We start from the raw sequence: 18,116 nt of genomic DNA, 5'->3' as shown, positions 1-18,116 counted from the left end.
TTAAGCTTGCGAGTTACACTTTTCACATTGCGTTTGATAGCACTCATGCATTTCTTCTAGTTTATCGCCACAAGTAGCACATTGTTTTGCAGGTAGGTTACGGAAATACTCTACTACGTTTTCAATCATTGTGTTCACCTCCATCTGTTATAGTACTGTTTAACTTATTTGAAGTGTAATATAACACAGATAACTTTGTCAACCCAAAACTTTCAGAATCATGTAAAATACTTATGAAGGGAGTTTTGACAATGCTTTTTATTGATAATAAAGGAATTACAGATCCTCGTATAAATTTAGCGATTGAAGAATATGCACTTACTACAATGGATGTGGAAAAAGATTCTTTCTTCCTGTTCTATATCAACCAACCGTCAATTATTATTGGACGCAATCAAAATACAGTAGAAGAAATCAACACAGATTTTGTAGAGCAAAATGGAATCATCCCGGTTCGTCGTCTGTCAGGTGGAGGCGCAGTGTATCATGATCTTGGGAATTTAAACTTTAGCTTCATCACAAAAGATGATGGGGAGAGCTTCCGGAACTTTAAGAAGTTTACGCAACCGATTGTAGATGCGTTAAAAGAAATGGGCATTGACGCAGAGCTTAGTGGGCGTAATGATATTATGGCTGAAGGTCGAAAGATTTCTGGCAATGCACAATTTGCAACAAAAGGCCGTATGTTTAGTCACGGAACACTTCTGTTCGACTCGGAAATGGATGCCGTCGTATCTGCTTTAAAGGTACGAAAAGATAAAATCGAGTCAAAAGGGATCAAATCAATTCGCAGTCGTGTTGCAAACATATCTGAATTCTTAGAGCAACCTATGTCGATAGAAGAATTTAAGAAGCGTCTTTTAATTTCTATCTTCGGTGGAGAACAAAACATTGTCTACCAAGAGCTTTCTGAACAAGACTGGGAAAATATCCATAAGCTCTCTGAAAAGCGCTACCAAGCGTGGGACTGGAACTTTGGGAAATCACCGAAGTTCAACTTGGATCACACACAGCGTTTTGCTCCAGGGTCAATTGACTTAAAGCTTCAAGTGACAAAAGGCAAGATTGAAGATGCAGCGATTTTTGGTGACTTCTTTGGAGTAGGGGACATGGCCGACGTTGAACAACGTTTGGTAGGAATCGACTACTCACGCAAAGCAATCGATGAAGCGCTCGCAGATATTGATATCCCGACGTACTTCGGTGGTATTACACGTGAAGAATTTTTATCTCTTATTTATTAATATGCGTTGAAACTAAACATGCTCACTCAGTCCTTGGGAGAGCTGTTTTTTTATAAGGAGGCGACGAATTTGGAGAAACACCGGATATTTATTGTAGAAGATGACGTGAAAATAGCTGAGATGTTAGCAGGAATGCTTGCTAAATATCAATATGATACACGTGTAGTTGAAGATTTTGACAAGATTGCGGAAGAAGCAGCTGTCTGGAATCCTCACTTAATTTTGTTAGATATTAATCTTCCGACGTATGACGGGTATTTTTGGTGTCGTGAACTGCGTCAAGTGACGACCTGCCCGATTATTTTTGTCTCGGCACGAACATCTGAAATGGACCAAGTATTTGCGATTGAAAACGGAGGAGACGACTACATCACGAAACCATTTCATTATGAAATCGTCTTAGCTAAAATAAAGAGTCATATACGAAGAACTTACGGTGAGTATGCAGTGAAGCAAGAGGAGCGCACAGTAAAGCTTGGTAGTATGACATTATTTATGGAGCGACTAGAGCTGGATTGCAAAGGGACAATCGTGCCTTTACAAAAAAAAGAATGCGTTATATTGGAGTTATTGTTCGATCAGCATCCAAAAGTAGTATCACGCGAACGGTTGCTTGAAGAATTATGGGACGACCAATCGTTTGTAGATGAAAATACGCTCAATGTGAACATGACCCGCGTCCGGAAGAAACTTAAGGACTATGGTGTGAAATCCACCATCGAGACAGTGCGCGGAGCAGGATACCGATTGCTCCTTCATCCGGAGGAAGGATGACGTGATCCGTTTATTTATACGTGAACACCTTATCTCTCTTTTGTTTCCTGTATTCATTGCATTTTTAGGAATTTTACTGTACAGCCTAGACGGCTATCAATCTATTAATACAATGATATATGTCGTTGTATTAACAATTATTTTAACGCTACTCGTCCATTTTTATTTGTATTTACGAAAGTACAAGTATTATAAACGATTGCTAACACCACCTAAGGCGATGGAAGATTTATTAGAGAAAATTTACCCATCTCCGGAACAAAAGCAAGAACAATTATACTGGCAACAACTGTATCGATTGTATCAACAGGAAGTGCAACGACTCTATGCTGCCCAGAAAAGACATCTTCAGTTTATGAATGGTTGGGTTCATCAAATGAAGACGCCAATAGCAGTCATTGAGATGATGGCCCAGCAAGATGAAAAATTAGATAGTCAATCTGTCAGTGAAGAAACGGAGCGAATCAAAAAAGCATTAGAAGCTGTTCTGATGAATGCGCGCCTCGATACATTTGAAGAGGATTTGCGGATTGAAAAAGTTAATCTAGGTGACCTCGTTACGTCCGTAATCAATGAAAACAAACGGTTATTTATTAAGCGACAAGTTTTTCCTGTACTAGAAGTAGACGAAAGTTTAGTCGTATCTACAGATCGCAAATGGCTTCAATTTGTCGTTTCTCAGTTTATTACGAATGCGGTAAAGTATTCCTTCACGCCCCAATCAAAAATTTGGGTGTCGACAACATGCGGAGAATCCGATTGTCGGTTAATCGTCAAAGATGAAGGAATTGGTATTCCAAAGAGTGATTTAAAACGTGTAACGCGCGCTTTCTTTACAGGTGAAAATGGGCGTAAAACTGGTGAATCTACAGGTATGGGTCTTTACATTGCAAATGAGGTAAGTACAAAGCTCGGTCATGAGCTGACAATTGAGTCAGAAGTTAATCAAGGAACAACGGTTACATTGACTTTTGGGGATTATGAGAAAGTAGGGGACTAAAATGGCAGTTGTTAAAGCAAATCATATTACCAAAATCTACGACGGGAAAGTTGCACACTCTGCCATTAATCAACTGTCATTTGAAGTGGAAAAAGGAGAATTCCTGGCCATTATGGGTCCTTCGGGCTCGGGCAAAACGACGCTTTTAAATATACTCTCCACAATCGATCAACCTACCTCTGGGACCTTAACAATTGATGGGCAAGACCCACAATCGTTATCAGCGAAGCAATCTGCTTTATTTCGGAGAGAACGTTTGGGGTTTGTGTTTCAAGATTTCAACTTACTACCTTCGCTAACAGTAGAAGAAAACATGGTATTGCCACTGACACTCGCAAATCAAACAGTTTCTGAAATGCAGACACGTTTAGATGAACTTGTCACGGAACTTCATCTTGAATCGGTGCGTGCTAATTTTCCAAATGAATTATCTGGGGGACAAGCGCAGAGAACAGCGATTGGACGTGCACTTATTCATCAACCGACAGTCCTTCTTGCAGATGAACCAACGGGAAATTTGGACTCGAAAGCTTCGAAAGATGTGTTGGAACTATTGACACGGGTGAACAGAGAATTGGATACCACGATTATTATGGTGACACATGATCCGATTGCAGCAAGCTATTGCGACCGGGTGCTGTTTATTAAAGATGGGGAATATTTCAATGAAATCTACAAAGATGATTTACGCCAAACATTCTTCCAGCGTATTTTAAATTTACTCTCGCTACTTGGAGGGAACGTTAATGACCTTTCTACAGTTCGCCTATCGTAATGTAGTGCGAAACCGCAGGGTCTATGCGGCGTATTTTATGGCGAGCAGCTTTTCTGTCATGGTGTTCTTTATTTATTCCATGTTATTATTCCATCCATCCATTGAAAATCAATTCATCCAAGACATTGCCTTTATGGGGATGGCTGTAGCGGATGTCGTGTTAGTCATCTTCACATTGTTTTTTTTATTGTATTCTTTGAGTGCTTTTTTACAGGCTCGATCCAAAGAGTTTGGGATTTTGCAGCAACTGGGAATGGATCGTGGTCAACTACAGCGTTTAGTCTTCACGGAAACAATGATTTTAGGGATTTTCGCATTAGCAACGGGGCTCTTTTTTGGCTACATTTTCACGAAGTTTTTCTTTATGATCATTCGTGCCATGCTTGTTCTTGAAAGTCTGCCTCTTTACTTCAGTCTGGAGCCCTTTTTACTAACAACGGTTGTCTTTGTCACCCTTTTTATCATTATTTCAATTGCAGGAAGCGTGTTTATTAGGCAGAGCCCGATTGTTCAGTTAATGATTGGGGGAAATCGCGTTAGTGAGTCGACACATTACTCTTCTGTTAGGGCATGGGTCTCTTTCGGTTTGCTTTCTGTCGCCTATGGTCTCGTAATTTACTCATTGTTTAATATGAATGTGTGGTGGTCACCAGTAATCGTGCTCTGTGCGATCTGGGGAAGCTACTATTTCTTTAAAGATGGAATGTTGTATTTAATCTATTCGTTACGAAATCATAAAAATGTATATTGGCGATCAACGCGTATTGTGACGTTTTCAGATGCCATTGAAAAGATTCGTGAGAACTCTCGTATGTACTTTATTGTGACGATGGTCTCGACTTTAGCTATAATCTCAGTTGGGGTGGTTGCTTCGTTAACTAGCTTTGCAAATCAATATAGAGAAAGCAATCCCATCAGTGTACTCTATTTGAGCGAAGCGACAAACCCTTTTGAGCGCCAACATATCGCGGGTTTGACTGCAGACTTTTACGAGCAAAACTTAACTTATACTCTCTTGACTGCACCGATTGTAAAACAAACATCTGCCGCTACAAATGACCCGGTTCATTTATTACGTGAAACCGACATCAATACAATAGCGGCTGTATTAAAGGAACCCTTGATTGATCTTGAGCCAGGGGAAGGGATGCGATTTGGGCAACGGGTGAACGAGGCGAACCAGCAATTGATTCACCTCAGAGAAAATACAATTTATTTTCATGTGAGAGAAGGCTATATGCACTTCCCCCTGCCAGAAGCCGCTTTTGATGGCCCAGCTTATATTTTGTCGGATGAAGATTATGACCGAATTTCAAATGCCTATCTCTATGGTCGATGGGATGAAAATTTGACAACAATATTTGCGTTTCACGTACCTGATTGGTTACGAACAGATGCGATTGGTTTGGATCTCGATAGGGAAATGATTGCCTCCTACGAAACAGGAGAACAGCTGCCGTTTTACTTTGATAATCCAGGACTCAACTATTCGTATATTAGTTCCACATTCTCGCTCTTACTTGTCACTGGGCTCTTAGTAGCTGCTGTACTTATTCTTGCGGCGGGCAGCTTTATCTACTTTAAGTTCTACACAAATCTCGAGAAAGATAGACGACAGTTTGAAGTGTTACGACATATGGGATTGACAAACCAAGAATTGCGTATGATTGCAGATCGCCAGTTATATCCGCAATTTTTCTTACCGTGGGGACTTGCTATGCTCCATGCTACCTTCTCATTTTTATTTTTACAGGCAGTTTGGGTCGATATTGCAGCACTGTCCATTGCGATGGAAATGCTAATCGTACTTGGAGTATTCACAACCATTCAAGCAGCTTATTATTTCTTGATTCGTTGGCGCTATTTAGCGCATCTTCAATTAAATGATGAGTAAAGCTCTCCTTCTGGAGGGCTTTTTTTGAACATTGCTATTCGGTGGAATTTTTAGTAGAATGAAAACTATGAAATGAATGACTATTCATTCAATTTGAAAGGGGAATTCTATGAGTCTAGTTTCACGCGTACAGCAACAGGCTGTGCAAAATCCAACGAAAGCAGCATACAGTTTTATGGGGAAAGAGACGTCTTATGCAGAGTTTGAAGGAACAGTCGCAAAATTTGCAGGAGCATTACAAACTCTTGGCGTTAAAAAAGGAGACAATGTTGCCTTTTTATTAGGAAATACACCTCATTTTTTGATTTCACTTTATGCAACAATGCGTTTGGGTGCTACAGCAGTACCAATCAATCCGATTTATACACCGGATGAAATTTCCTACATTATCAAAAATAGCGATGCAAAGGTAGTCATTGCTCTTGATTTGTTATTGCCACTCGTAGAGCAAGCTGCAGGAGCGTTCCCAAAAGTGGCACAATACATCATCTGTGAAACAACACCTGAAACAGGGGATAAGCTGCGTGCACTTCCAGAATCTTTACAAGCAAAACTGAAACCGTTTTCAGTATTAGTTCAAGCAGGGGAGATGGTTGCTCCGGTAGAAGTAGCGGACAATGATACTGCTGTTATTTTATACACATCTGGAACTACAGGTCATCCAAAAGGCGCGATGTTGACGTTTGAAAACATTTTTTCAAATGCTCGAGATGTTGCAGAATATCTACAATTCTCGCCAAATGACCGTGTGCTTGCGACATTACCTGTATTCCATGTATTTGCATTGACGGTAGTTGTAAACGCGCCACTCGTTACGGGGGCTACTATACTTTTAGTACCAAAATTCTCACCAGCAGATGTATTCCAAGTGGCTAAAGAAGAAAAGGCAACTGTCTTTGCAGGCGTACCTACGATGTACAATTTCTTATATCAATTCCCAGATGCAGATCCAGCAGACTTCTCAACTGTTCGACTTGCTATCTCAGGTGGAGCATCACTACCTGTAGCGCTACTTCATAATTTTGAAGACAAATTTAACGTGCGTATTTCAGAAGGATACGGTTTATCAGAAGCCTCTCCAGTAACGTGTTTCAATCCACTAGACCGTGAACGAAAAGCAGGTTCCATTGGGACATCCATCATCAATGTGGAAAACAAAATTGTAAATGAACTTGGTGAGGAGTTACCTGTAGGAGAAGTTGGAGAACTGATTGTACGAGGCCCCAATGTAATGAAAGGCTATTACAACATGCCGGAAGAAACAGCCAATGCAATTCGTGATGGGTGGTTATATACAGGAGACCTTGCACGAAAAGATGAAGAAGGGTACTTCTATATCGTTGATCGTAAAAAAGATATGATCATCGTTGGAGGGTACAACGTGTATCCTCGTGAAGTGGAGGAAGTGTTGTTCGCGCATCCGGGAATTTTAGAAGCAGCTGTAGTCGGCGTGCCAGATCCAAACTTTGGTGAGCAAGTGCTGGCATTTGTAGTTCTAAAAGACACAGCACTTTCAACAGACGAGGTAGAAGCATTCTGCCGTGAAAAGCTTGCGAAATACAAAGTTCCAACTCGAATCGAAATACTTGCAGAACTTCCGAAGAACACAACAGGAAAAATTCTTCGCCGTACATTAAAAGAACAATCCACTACAAACTAATACTATTGCCAGTTTTCTCCCTAGTACACGAATAGGGGAGGGAGCTGGTTTTTTTATCATCTTTTGTATGAATAGTTTGGCGATTTAAATAAATTCAAGTATACTGAGAAGGTATTTTGATAATCGAAATAAAAGGAGTGTGTCTTATGACGAAACAAAAAGTAACTGCTCAAGATATCACAGAAATTACATCTGTTGCGGCTCCAGTCTTTCACCCAACAGAAGATAAAGTTGCCTATGTAGCCACTGCAATCAATGCGGAAAAAAATACATATGAAAGTAGTATATATGTAACAACGGTCACAGGTGAGCCAGTGCAATGGACACATCAAAAAGACCGCATTTCATCGGTGAAATGGTCCCCAAATGGAAGCTATTTATCATTTCTGTCTAACCGCAATGAGAAAAATCAGCTCTATATTTTGCCAGTTACAGGAGGAGAAAGCCGCCAACTGACAACACTCCCATATGGTGTTTCTAGTTATGAATGGGATCCTTCAGAACAAACTCTATGGATTACAGCACGGTATGATGCCGAAACAGGATGGGAAAAACCTGAAGAAAAAAAGGATGAATTTCCAAAAACCTATACAGCAAAGAAGATGAAATACATTCAAGATGGCGGCGGTCTTGTGGATCACTCGAAGTATTCACAAATCGGCAGGATTTCACTCGATGGAAACCTTGAGTTATGGTCAAATGAACATAAAAACGAATCTGTTCAAGCGGTTTCACCCGATGGAAAACAAGTCGTGATTTCATCAACTACGCTTGAAGATGATCAAGTGTTTGAATCTGCCGTGTATTTAGCAGATGTTGAAACTAAAACTAAAACTGCTGTAACCAATGAACCGGGATATTATGGAGGCGCTGCATATTCTAAAGATGGCCGTTATTTGGCATTTGTAGGATCAAATCGCACATTTGAAAACGCGACGCATTCGAACGTCTATGTATATGATCTACAAGCAAAAACAGTAGAAAGTCTTACAGAAGGTCTAGATGCACCAGTAGGCGATTATGTCGTAGCAGATGTCCAACAAGGAGTAAGTGCGCCATCTGTTGTGTGGACGAAAGACAATCATCTGTATTTCCAACTCTCCACACAAGGAGACGTGCGCATTTACGCAGCGGCTCTTGATGGACAGATTTATCCAGTGACGGATGAAAATGAACATGTCTATGGATATTCAGTGAATGCAGACGCAACTACACTTGCTGTAACTGTGAGTAATCCCGTATTCCCTGGTGAGTTAATTTTTCACGAGATTCAAAGTGGAGAGAGAAAACAAAAAACAAATCATAACAAAGACTACATGGAGACAAAGCAGTTAATTGAGCCAGAAGCGATTGTCTTTGAAGGACCACTCGGTTGGCAAGTGCATGGCTGGTTAATCAAACCACCTGAAGCACAAGAGGGGAAAGTGCCACTTGTGACAAATATTCATGGTGGCCCTCATGCATTTTATGCAAATACGTTTTTCCATGAGATGCAGCTACTGGCATCACAAGGGTTCGGTGTCCTGTATATCAATCCGCGCGGAAGTCATAGCTATAGCCAAGAATTTGTAGATGCCGTGCGCGGTGATTATGGTGGCAATGATTATCAAGACATCATGGCAGCAGTTGATTATGTCGTAGAGCAGTATGAGTGGGTTGATTCAAATCGTCTTGGTGTGACAGGTGGGTCCTACGGCGGTTTCATGACAAACTGGATTGTCGGTCACACAGATCGTTTCAAAGCAGCTGTAACACAGCGATCTATTTCGAACTGGATTAGCTTCTACGGCGTCTCAGATATCGGCTATTATTTTACGGAATGGCAAATTCAAAGTGATATGACAGATATCGATAAACTATGGGACCATTCTCCACTCAAGTATGCGGCAAATGTAACTACACCTTTATTGATTTTACACGGTGAAGATGATTTACGTTGTCCAATCGAACAAGCACAACAACTTTATATCACCTTGAAGCGGATGGGGAAAGAGACAGAGTTTGTGCGATTCCCGAATGCGGATCACAATCTCTCTCGTACAGGTCTGCCAAACCTACGCATTGCGCGTTTAGAAGAAATTACAGGGTGGTTCGTAAATCGCCTTTAAGTTGAAAGTTTACCATGTTTTATAGTGCGCAAAAGGAGTTTCTCAGTTTAGTCGAGAAACTCCTTTTTCATTAAGTTTATTTTATTTCCCTTTGAATTGTGGCTTCCGCTTTTCACCAAAGGCAAGCAAAGCTTCCACACGATCTTCTGTAGGAATCGTAAGTTCATAAGCTTTTCTCTCAATTTGAAGGCCTGTTTGCAAATCTGCATTCATACCATTTTTTACAGCAAATTTCGCTTGAACTAAAGCGACAGGACCGTTCGAGAGTATCGAAAGTGCAAATTCTTCTGTCTGATCAACAAGGGCGTCATCTGGAGCGACTTGCGTAAGTAAACCATAAGAATATGCTTCTTCGGCAGTCAATTTTCTAGCCGTTAAAATCAATTCAAGAGCTTTGGATTCCCCAATCAAACGAGGTAGACGTTGTGTCCCTCCAGCCCCAGGAATGATGGCCAAGCTAGTCTCTGTAAGACCCATTACACTTTTTTGTGAGGCAATACGGAAATCACAAGCAAGAGCAAGCTCCATACCGCCACCAAATGCAAACCCATCAATCATGGCAATTGTAGGCTGGGGCAAGTTTTCGATTGTTGTAAAAACCTCACCAATTTTGTATAGATTTCGTTTTACTTGTTCAGTAGTTAATGTCTTTCGTTCTTTAAGGTCAGCCCCAACACTAAACGCACGTCCGCCAGCTCCCCTAAAAATCACTAAGCGAATATCTGGGTTGATGCGAATAGCATCGACCACTTGGCCAAGTTCTGAGAGCATCTCATAATTAAACGCGTTCATCGCATCTGGTCGATGCAAAGTGACAACCGCCACGTGTTCTTTTTGTTCGTAAAGCAATGTTTCCATGTCAATCCCTCCCCATTCTAGACTACCATTTTCAAAATTCGCTGTCACTCCATGAAAAAAGCCTTCCGCAGAGGGAAGGCTAGACTTTAGTTAGTTGTTGCATCTTGTGCAAATTCAGATGAACCCGGTTTTAATTCTAAATGAGTTTGAAGAATAGAGGATGTTTCTTCTAAGCTTTCTTGATCTAGCTGCCAGTAATATGTGCCTGTTGTCATATCATCATATCCTTCTAAGGTAAGTGTTTCCACTTGGGGGCGTCCTTTCGTCAAATAATCGAAAAATGAACGCATCTCATCAAATGTTAAATCGGTCTTCATATTATTTCCGACAGCATCGATGACATCTCCGTAACGTGTAAACGAGGAAGCAGAAGCAGCTTTTTGAATAATCGCTTCTAAAATCATTTGTTGTCGTTTTCCACGTTCGATATCATTGTCAAGTTTACGTGTTCGAGCTAGTGCCAAAGCTTCTCGACCATCCAGTAGTTGGCGACCTTCTTTTAATTCGACTGTGTATTGATCATTTTCATCAAGTTCCAAGTGATCATAAGGAACGTCGACATTGACGCCACCTAGGGCATCCACAGTATCAATAAACGCATTGAAATTCATTTTTACATAATAATCTATTGGAATATCCAAAAGCTCTTCGACTGTCTCAATTGAAGCTCGTGTGTCTCCATATGCATGCGCGTGTGTAATTTTATCTTCATAACCGACTTCTGGGATATACACATAAGAGTCACGTGGAATACTCACAAGTTTAATGGACTTCTCTTCATTATTCAGTGTTGCAACCATTAAGGCATCTGACCGACTTGAATCTTGTCCTTCACTGCGTTTTTCGCTGTCATCAATTCCTACAAAGAGAATGGATACATTGTCAGTTAAAGGTTCAACTTCCTCTTCTCTTAATTCAGAGCCATTCGCGCGATCGGCTAGCGCTTCAAAACTACGTTCTGCAGCAACCTCGGCACGTTTTGTCAAATACACGCCATAAGTAGCAGATAAGATTGCCACCGTTCCGAACAAGATTAAAATCGAATAAATAATCGTGCGCTTTTTCGATCGTTTTTTTGTTTGTGTTCTATTCATTTTTAAACGCCTCCTGAAGATTTTAAAATCTTCATTTATAATACCGTGTCATGTTTATCAAATTCCAGGTAATGGATGGCTTGTTGGTGGAATTTACATGTAGCACTTGTCAAAGAAGTCATCCAATCCTCAAAAACTTGGGTGTCTTTTTCATTAACATAAACCAATAGTTCTACCTTATCTGTATACCTGATTTCATCCAGTCTATAAACATTTTGACGCAATTCATTTTCAACTTTGCCAAGTAAGGTGTAATCAATTTCTACACTATAGAGCTGATGACGTACACGTTGGACAATTCCTGTATGTTTAAGTCCTTCAGATACAGTACTTCCATAGGCGCGAATCAATCCACCGCCGCCTAACTTAATTCCACCAAAGTAACGAGTAACTACAGCAGTCACATTTCGAAGGTCTTGTTTTTTTAGAACTTCTAACATAGGAACGCCTGCTGTGCCAGTAGGTTCCCCATCATCTCCAGCCTTTTGAATTGCATTGTTTTCGCCAATCACGTAAGCAAAACAATTGTGATTTGCAGATTTATGCTGTGTACGTATTTCATTGATAAATTCTTGCGCTTGTTGTTCAGAATCTGTCCGTTTTAAATGACAAATAAAGCGAGATCTTTGAATGACGATCTCATGGGAAGACGACTTTTTGATTGTATAATAATTAGAATTCATTGCATACTCCTTTAGAGAAATGAAATCGTTCTGTAACGTAATTTTAATATGTTATTGGGAAATTAGTGCTATAATGGTTTCTGTCAGGTTTTTAATTTGAGTAACTTGAGATACAGAAGTGCACATCCGAACTAGGAGTTGAAAACTAGAAGATAGAAGTGTATATCACGTACCTACAAAACTTCTAACTCGTGCAGGAGTTAGAAATAGGAACATTTTATGCGACAAGATCGTCTTATTATACGTGGTATTGGCTTACTTTGTAAAAGAAGTCGCATGAACGTTTAATGAGGCAATGAATGAGGAATAAGAATGATAAATGCATTGCTGGTATAGGAGGATATTCATATGACGAAAATTATAATTATAGATGATCACCAATTATTCCGCGAAGGAGTAAAGCGAATTTTAGATTTTGAAGAAACGTTTGAGGTAGTAGCAGAAGGGGACGATGGTACAGATGCAGTGCGTCTATACGAGAACTACCGCCCTGATATTATTTTAATGGATATCAACATGCCGAATAAAAGCGGAATTGAAGCTACAGCTGAATTGATCAGTCAATACCCAGAGGCAAAGGTGATCATGCTGTCGATACATGATGATGAATCATTTGTTTCAACGGCTTTGAAAACGGGCGCTTCTGGCTATATGCTAAAAGAAATGGACGCTAATGCTATCGTTCAAGGGATTAAAGTTGTGGATAAGGGCGGGAATTACTTACACCCGAAAGTTACCAAAAACCTTGTGAATGAGTTTAAACGTTTAAGTGAACGTGAGAATAAAGGGAATTTCCATCAAACAGACATTCGCCGCCCATTCCATTTGTTAACGAAGCGTGAATGTGAAGTATTGCAATTGCTCACAGATGGTCAGAGCAATCGTACAATTGGAGAGACTTTATTTATTTCGGAGAAAACGGTGAAAAACCACGTATCGAGTATTCTCCAAAAAATGAATGTTAATGACCGTACACAAGCGGTTGTTACAGCAATTAAAAACGGCTGGGTAGAAGTACGCTAATTTCCAGGCACCCCTTTTAAAGGGGTGCTTTTTGTTTGTATTTGAACGAAAACACTCGGGCTGTGAGATAATTAGTTTCCATAATATGACTTCGGTAGAATAAATTTCGATTTGGGTAGAATAAATCGGGAGTAGGGTAGAATAAATTCTCTATTCGTCCGATGAACGCTCGCTCAGTTCCTTTAGTGGCGTTTCAAAGGTGAAATAAAGTTACTCTGAGCTGATTATAATTGGAAATCCCTCCACCCAGATCGCCACGCCCTCGGAAAGCAGCTCCGAAATGGAGCTAAACGTGTAATTCAACAAGATTTATATAGGGTTTATTTAAAAATGAGGAGAGAGAGGGAAGGAACCTTCCAAAACGAATCACGTCGTATAAAGTGTGTAGACGTTCCAACAAAAAGCGACAGTTTATTGACAATAGGAGATTCTGTTTGATTCCTAGTCAAAACTATGCCAAAATACGTCTAGCACAGGAGGAATGAACCCGTGAAAAAAATTGTAAAATTTGGTTTTCTCGCTCTCATAAGTTTTCTACTTTTAGCCGCTTGTTCATCACAGGATGAAGAAGTCAATTCAAGTTCAGCTGGCGACTTAGTGCCTCAAGGAGCAGGACAAATTGAAACACATTCTGCCACTGAGAATACTGAATCGACAGAAGGACAACAAACTGAAGTAGGATTTGAAATGTCTGGCGAATCTATAGAAGAAGCAGCAAATGTTCCGCAAGAAGAACAAGCAGCAATCTTAGAGGCATTTAGTACTTATATTGAAGCATTCAATGAAGAAGATATTGATACGTACATGTCTGTAATTTCGAGCGAACCAAAAGGTTTTAGCTATGAAACAGAGCATCAATTCGTGAAAGATACATTCGAACAATATGACACAGAGCGCATTGCAGAAGATGTTACCATCATCAACTATACAGAACAAGAAGCACAAGTTTACGCAAACATCGGAATCAACTTGGCTCAGAGTTCGACTGGTGGTAAAGCTTCTAGTTCAGGTCGACAAGTAACTGTCTTCGCTAAAGAGGACGGGAACTGGTTAGTGACAAGTGTCTATTTTATTCGTGATTAATCCAAACCGTATCCGCTACTTAAGCGGGTGCGGTTTTTGATGTTTCACATAATTTGCAAGTGAGTCAGAAGGATTGTTATGATACGTGTGAGAGAAGCCTCCAAGATGGAAAAAGGAGAGCTACATGAACTATCAAGAGTACTTCGAAGGGAAAATTCAAGACCGAAAAACGATTCATCTTCCGGACAATGAGATTCAACAGTTAGTAGAACAGGACCTCATCGTAAGTTATCCAGGTGTAAAAGCGCTAACGCCCTCTAGATTCTCCATGCTTAAATCCCCAATTTTTCAATGTATGCGTTGTCAATCTACTGATCCAAAAAAGTTTGCGACCCACTATTGTTTAAACTGCGCAAAAAATTGTACGTATTGTCGTCATTGTCTATCTATGGGCAAAGTCGCCCAGTGCACCCAACTTCTAAAGTGGAAGGGAACACTATCTTCTATCCAAGATACACCTTTGTTTACTTGGCAGGGGTCCTACTCAACTGACCAACGTCGAGCAGTAGACGAATGGATTGTAAGTTGTAATCAAGGGAAAAGTCATCTCGTGAATGCCGTCTGCGGAGCCGGAAAGACGGAAATTATGTTTGGCGCAATTCAGCATCTGCTCACGTTAAACAAACGTATTGCAGTTGCGTGCCCAAGAACAGATGTCATTCTAGAGCTCGAACCGCGATTTCAAGATGCATTTACAAATTGTCGAATCGACAGTTTGTATGGAGGGTCAGAAAAACCTGTAGGCCTGGGAACGATAACACTAGCTACCACACATCAACTTTATCGATTTCATGAAGCTTTCGATGTTGTGATTATCGATGAAGCGGATGCTTTCCCTTATTCAGCAGATCAGACACTTGTGAAAGCAGTAAAAAAATCATTGAAATCTGACGGTGTAATCCATATGATTTCGGCCACTCCAACGAAAAACCTTCTCTTTGATACTGAAACGGTATTGCCGAGACGATTTCACCAACATCCACTACCTGTCCCACGCTATGAGAAATTACTCACCTATGAAAAGAGTTTAAAAAACAAAAAAATCCCTCCAAAGTTAGCAAACTGGATTTCTAAACAAATCGAGTCGAATTGTCCATTTCTTGTATTTTTTCCAAGCGTCCGTATGCTAGAAGAATTTCCAGGAGACTTAAAACGTGTTCACGCTGAACATCCAATGAGAAAAAACTATGTACAACTATTACGTAATGGAAAGATACCTGGACTACTCACAACGACCATTCTGGAAAGAGGCATCACGATTCGGAATTTACAAGTAGCCGTTGTGGGGGCTGAACAAGCTATTTTTACGAAAGAAGCATTGATTCAAATTGCTGGAAGAGTAGGGCGAGCTGCTGATGCACCAACAGGAGATGTCGTATTCTTTCATAGAGGCGTAACGGAAGAAATGCACAGAGCGAAAAAAGAAATTGAAAAGTTGAATGCGCTATGAACTGTTTACTTTGTGGAACCACCTATCATGAAATCAGTTGGTATGCTCTTGTTACGGGAAAACAGCCGCCAACTTGCAAGGATTGCCACTTGAAATTTAATTATATTGAAAGTACACCCAGTCGTACCTACTTTCAAGGTACACCACTTGAAGATTGTTTAGACTCGGTCACCTGTCTCTATGAATACAATGAGTGGATGAAAGACTATTTTCATCAGTACAAGCGTCTTGGAGATCACGCTCTGAGCAGGGTTTTTAGTCATCATTTCACTCGGGGTCCCTATACGCCGATTCCTATTTATCATGCTACATCTCCCTCTAAAACTTTCCCACACGTCGAAGCATTTCTGCCCAAAAAATCAACGCAACATCTTCTAATGAAGGTAGATGCAACTAATCAATCCCAGCGGACATTATCTGAACGACTTGTATCTTCCAATCCATTTCGCTGGATTTCAACGGAACCCCCACCTAAAGAAATTTATTTAGTCGACGACATTTATACAACCGGCACAACACTTCATCAAGCGGCGTATATAGCCAAACAAAATGGTGTACAAATTGTGCGAGGGCTTTGTTTAGCAGAAACTTTTTTAAAAAAAGAATAAAAATAGGACCGCGCACTATGCAACAGTTGTAAGCGATTACACCAATTCAAAACTTTCATAAAAAACTGATAATTCTAGAAAAGGGCGTTGACACAGGCATTTGTGGATTGTATGATAATTGCAATATATTTCATATTGCAGGATATTACATACAAAGATGGTGATGCAGTTGAGAAGTGACATGATAAAAAAAGGAATCGACAGAGCGCCACACCGTAGTCTACTTTATGCGACTGGTGTAAAGACGAAAGATCTTCAAAAACCATTTATTGGAGTTTGTAACTCATACATTGATATTATTCCAGGACATAAACACTTGAACCAATTCGCTGAGATTGTTAAAGAAGCGATTTGGGAAGCAGGTGGCGTACCTTTTGAATTCAATACAATTGGGGTAGATGACGGAATTGCGATGGGACACATTGGGATGCGCTATTCTCTTCCAAGCAGGGAGCTAATTGCTGATTCAGCAGAGACCGTTATCAATGCTCACTGGTTTGATGGAGTATTTTACATCCCAAACTGCGACAAAATTACACCAGGCATGCTGATGGCAGCTGTGCGTACCAACGTTCCTTCAGTATTTGTAACAGGAGGGCCTATGGAGGCTGGGGAATCTGCAGACGGTAAACCTCTTTCATTGACGTCTGTTTTTGAAGGGGTAGGGGCGTATAAGTCAGGGAAGATGTCAGAGCAAGAGTTGCTCGATATTGAACAAAATGCTTGTCCAACATGTGGGTCGTGTTCAGGGATGTTCACAGCAAACTCGATGAATTCCTTAATGGAAATTTTAGGTGTGACACCCCCAGGCAATGCGACAATCGTAGCGACATCAAAAGAACGTCATCGTTTGATAAAAGAAGCCGTTGGACACCTTTTACGGATGATTGAAGACGATGTGAAACCGCGTGACCTTGTCACAAAAGATGCAATTGATGATGCGTTTGCACTTGATATGGCAATGGGTGGTTCGACAAATACTGTGCTGCATACACTTGCCATTGCGCATGAAGCAGAAATCCCATACGAGATGGAACAGATTAACGAGGTAGCAAAACGAATTCCGTATCTTGCAAAGATTATGCCAGCGAGCGATTATTCGATGCACGACGTTCACTTAGCAGGAGGATTATCAGCAATCATTAAAGAGCTTTGTGAAATTCCAGGTGGGATTCATGGAGACCGGTTAACAATCACAGGAAAATCTGTATTTGAAAACGTAAAGGATGCAAAAATCTTAAATCCTGCCGTTATTCGACCAAAAGACAATCCCTATAGTCCTGTAGGAGGTTTGTCTGTTCTATTCGGAAATCTAGCTCCGGATGGAGGAGTAATTAAAGTTGGGGCAGTGGATCCCTCCATTCAAACATTTGAAGGGAAGGCAATCGTCTTTAATTCCCAAGAAGATGCACAGCAAGCAATTGACGATGGACGTGTGCAAGAAGGGCATGTTGTTGTGATTCGGTATGAAGGACCAAAGGGTGGGCCAGGAATGCCAGAGATGCTTGCACCTACTTCGGCGATTCAAGGTCGTGGTTTAGGAACGAAGGTTGCTTTAATTACAGATGGTCGCTTTTCAGGCGCTTCGCGTGGAATCTCAATTGGACACATTTCTCCAGAAGCAGCAGAAGGAGGTCCTATTGCTTTAGTAGAGGATGGAGATACGATTGTGATCGACCTACCTAATCGCACGATACACCATGATGTAGATGAGAAAATTTTAGAAAAGCGCCAGCAACAATTACCAGTATTTGAACCAAAAATCAAAAAAGGTTATTTAGCTCGCTACTCCAAACTTGTAACTTCTGCAAGTACAGGTGGCGTTATGAAAATATAAAGCGTTGAAGAGGTAAAAGATCAAG

The 18,116-nt window shown here is 40.6% G+C and carries 16 protein-coding genes and 1 other annotated feature (1 of these 17 only partly in view); of the genes, 12 read left to right on the top strand and 4 right to left on the bottom strand.

Going from position 1 to position 18,116, the window contains the following annotated elements:
• A complete protein-coding gene (yhfH, locus tag AB5N96_RS10695) occupies positions 1-129 on the bottom strand; it encodes a protein YhfH (protein ID WP_204588830.1) in 129 nt (42 codons plus the stop codon).
• Between the two features lie 122 nt (positions 130-251).
• On the opposite strand from yhfH, the gene lplA reads away from it, so the two are divergent.
• From lplA to AB5N96_RS10660, 7 genes are all read left to right on the top strand, one after another.
• Entirely contained in the window at positions 252-1,244 is a 993-nt protein-coding gene (gene lplA / locus AB5N96_RS10690; RefSeq protein WP_204588831.1) for a lipoate--protein ligase, read from the top strand.
• 69 nt (positions 1,245-1,313) lie between these two features.
• Entirely contained in the window at positions 1,314-2,018 is a 705-nt protein-coding gene (locus AB5N96_RS10685) for a response regulator transcription factor (protein WP_275580350.1), read from the top strand.
• 1 nt (position 2,019) lies between these two features.
• Positions 2,020-3,018 carry a sensor histidine kinase gene (locus AB5N96_RS10680; RefSeq protein ID WP_499705491.1) on the top strand — a complete coding sequence of 333 codons (999 nt, stop codon included), beginning with the start codon at positions 2,020-2,022 and terminating at the stop codon, positions 3,016-3,018.
• Between the two features lies 1 nt (position 3,019).
• A complete protein-coding gene (locus AB5N96_RS10675; protein ID WP_204588834.1) occupies positions 3,020-3,793 on the top strand; it encodes an ABC transporter ATP-binding protein in 774 nt (257 codons plus the stop codon).
• A complete protein-coding gene (locus AB5N96_RS10670; RefSeq protein ID WP_499705490.1) occupies positions 3,765-5,687 on the top strand; it encodes an FtsX-like permease family protein in 1,923 nt (640 codons plus the stop codon). Before AB5N96_RS10675 ends, AB5N96_RS10670 begins: the two co-directional genes overlap by 29 nt.
• Before the next feature lie 109 nt (positions 5,688-5,796).
• On the top strand, positions 5,797-7,347 hold the full coding sequence (locus AB5N96_RS10665) for a fatty acid--CoA ligase family protein (RefSeq protein WP_499705489.1): 1,551 nt from the start codon (positions 5,797-5,799) through the stop codon (positions 7,345-7,347).
• Positions 7,348-7,493: 146 nt separating this feature from the next.
• Positions 7,494-9,455, top strand: coding sequence for a S9 family peptidase (locus AB5N96_RS10660; RefSeq protein WP_499705488.1), 1,962 nt, complete (start codon positions 7,494-7,496; stop codon positions 9,453-9,455).
• Between the two features lie 81 nt (positions 9,456-9,536).
• Here AB5N96_RS10660 and AB5N96_RS10655 read toward each other — a convergent pair whose 3' ends face one another.
• The 3 genes from AB5N96_RS10655 to AB5N96_RS10645 form a co-directional block, all read right to left on the bottom strand.
• Positions 9,537-10,313, bottom strand: coding sequence for an enoyl-CoA hydratase-related protein (locus AB5N96_RS10655; protein ID WP_499705487.1), 777 nt, complete (start codon positions 10,311-10,313; stop codon positions 9,537-9,539).
• Between the two features lie 86 nt (positions 10,314-10,399).
• Complete coding sequence (locus tag AB5N96_RS10650; RefSeq protein WP_499705486.1) at positions 10,400-11,407, bottom strand: LCP family protein; 1,008 nt, start codon at positions 11,405-11,407, stop codon at positions 10,400-10,402.
• Between the two features lie 35 nt (positions 11,408-11,442).
• On the bottom strand, positions 11,443-12,090 hold the full coding sequence (locus tag AB5N96_RS10645) for a YigZ family protein (protein WP_499705485.1): 648 nt from the start codon (positions 12,088-12,090) through the stop codon (positions 11,443-11,445).
• A gap of 348 nt (positions 12,091-12,438) precedes the next feature.
• Between AB5N96_RS10645 and AB5N96_RS10640 the strand changes: the two genes are divergently transcribed.
• The 5 genes from AB5N96_RS10640 to ilvD all read left to right on the top strand — a co-directional run bounded on the left by AB5N96_RS10640 (position 12,439) and on the right by ilvD (position 18,091).
• Positions 12,439-13,113: a response regulator transcription factor gene (locus AB5N96_RS10640; RefSeq protein ID WP_499705484.1), complete on the top strand. Its 675-nt coding sequence runs from the start codon at positions 12,439-12,441 to the stop codon at positions 13,111-13,113.
• Positions 13,114-13,602: 489 nt separating this feature from the next.
• Positions 13,603-14,196 (top strand): nuclear transport factor 2 family protein, encoded by a 594-nt coding sequence (locus AB5N96_RS10635; RefSeq protein WP_499705483.1) that lies wholly within the window; start codon positions 13,603-13,605, stop codon positions 14,194-14,196.
• 124 nt (positions 14,197-14,320) lie between these two features.
• On the top strand, positions 14,321-15,646 hold the full coding sequence (locus AB5N96_RS10630) for an ATP-dependent helicase ComFA (RefSeq protein ID WP_499705482.1): 1,326 nt from the start codon (positions 14,321-14,323) through the stop codon (positions 15,644-15,646).
• Positions 15,647-15,735: 89 nt separating this feature from the next.
• The gene (locus tag AB5N96_RS10625) at positions 15,736-16,254 is read left to right on the top strand and encodes a ComF family protein (protein ID WP_204588842.1); all 519 of its coding nucleotides are present in this window, start codon (positions 15,736-15,738) and stop codon (positions 16,252-16,254) included.
• A gap of 169 nt (positions 16,255-16,423) precedes the next feature.
• On the top strand, positions 16,424-18,091 hold the full coding sequence (ilvD, locus tag AB5N96_RS10620; protein ID WP_204588843.1) for a dihydroxy-acid dehydratase: 1,668 nt from the start codon (positions 16,424-16,426) through the stop codon (positions 18,089-18,091).
• Positions 18,087-18,116 (top strand) — a binding site (T-box leader) (it continues 188 nt past the right edge of the window). (Overlaps the previous gene by 5 nt.)

This window comes from Chryseomicrobium imtechense, from assembly GCF_041475995.1.
GTDB classification, from domain to species: domain Bacteria; phylum Bacillota; class Bacilli; order Bacillales_A; family Planococcaceae; genus Chryseomicrobium; species Chryseomicrobium aureum.
Note: the sequence above shows the minus strand (reverse complement) of the source record. Positions and strands in the feature narration are given on the sequence as shown.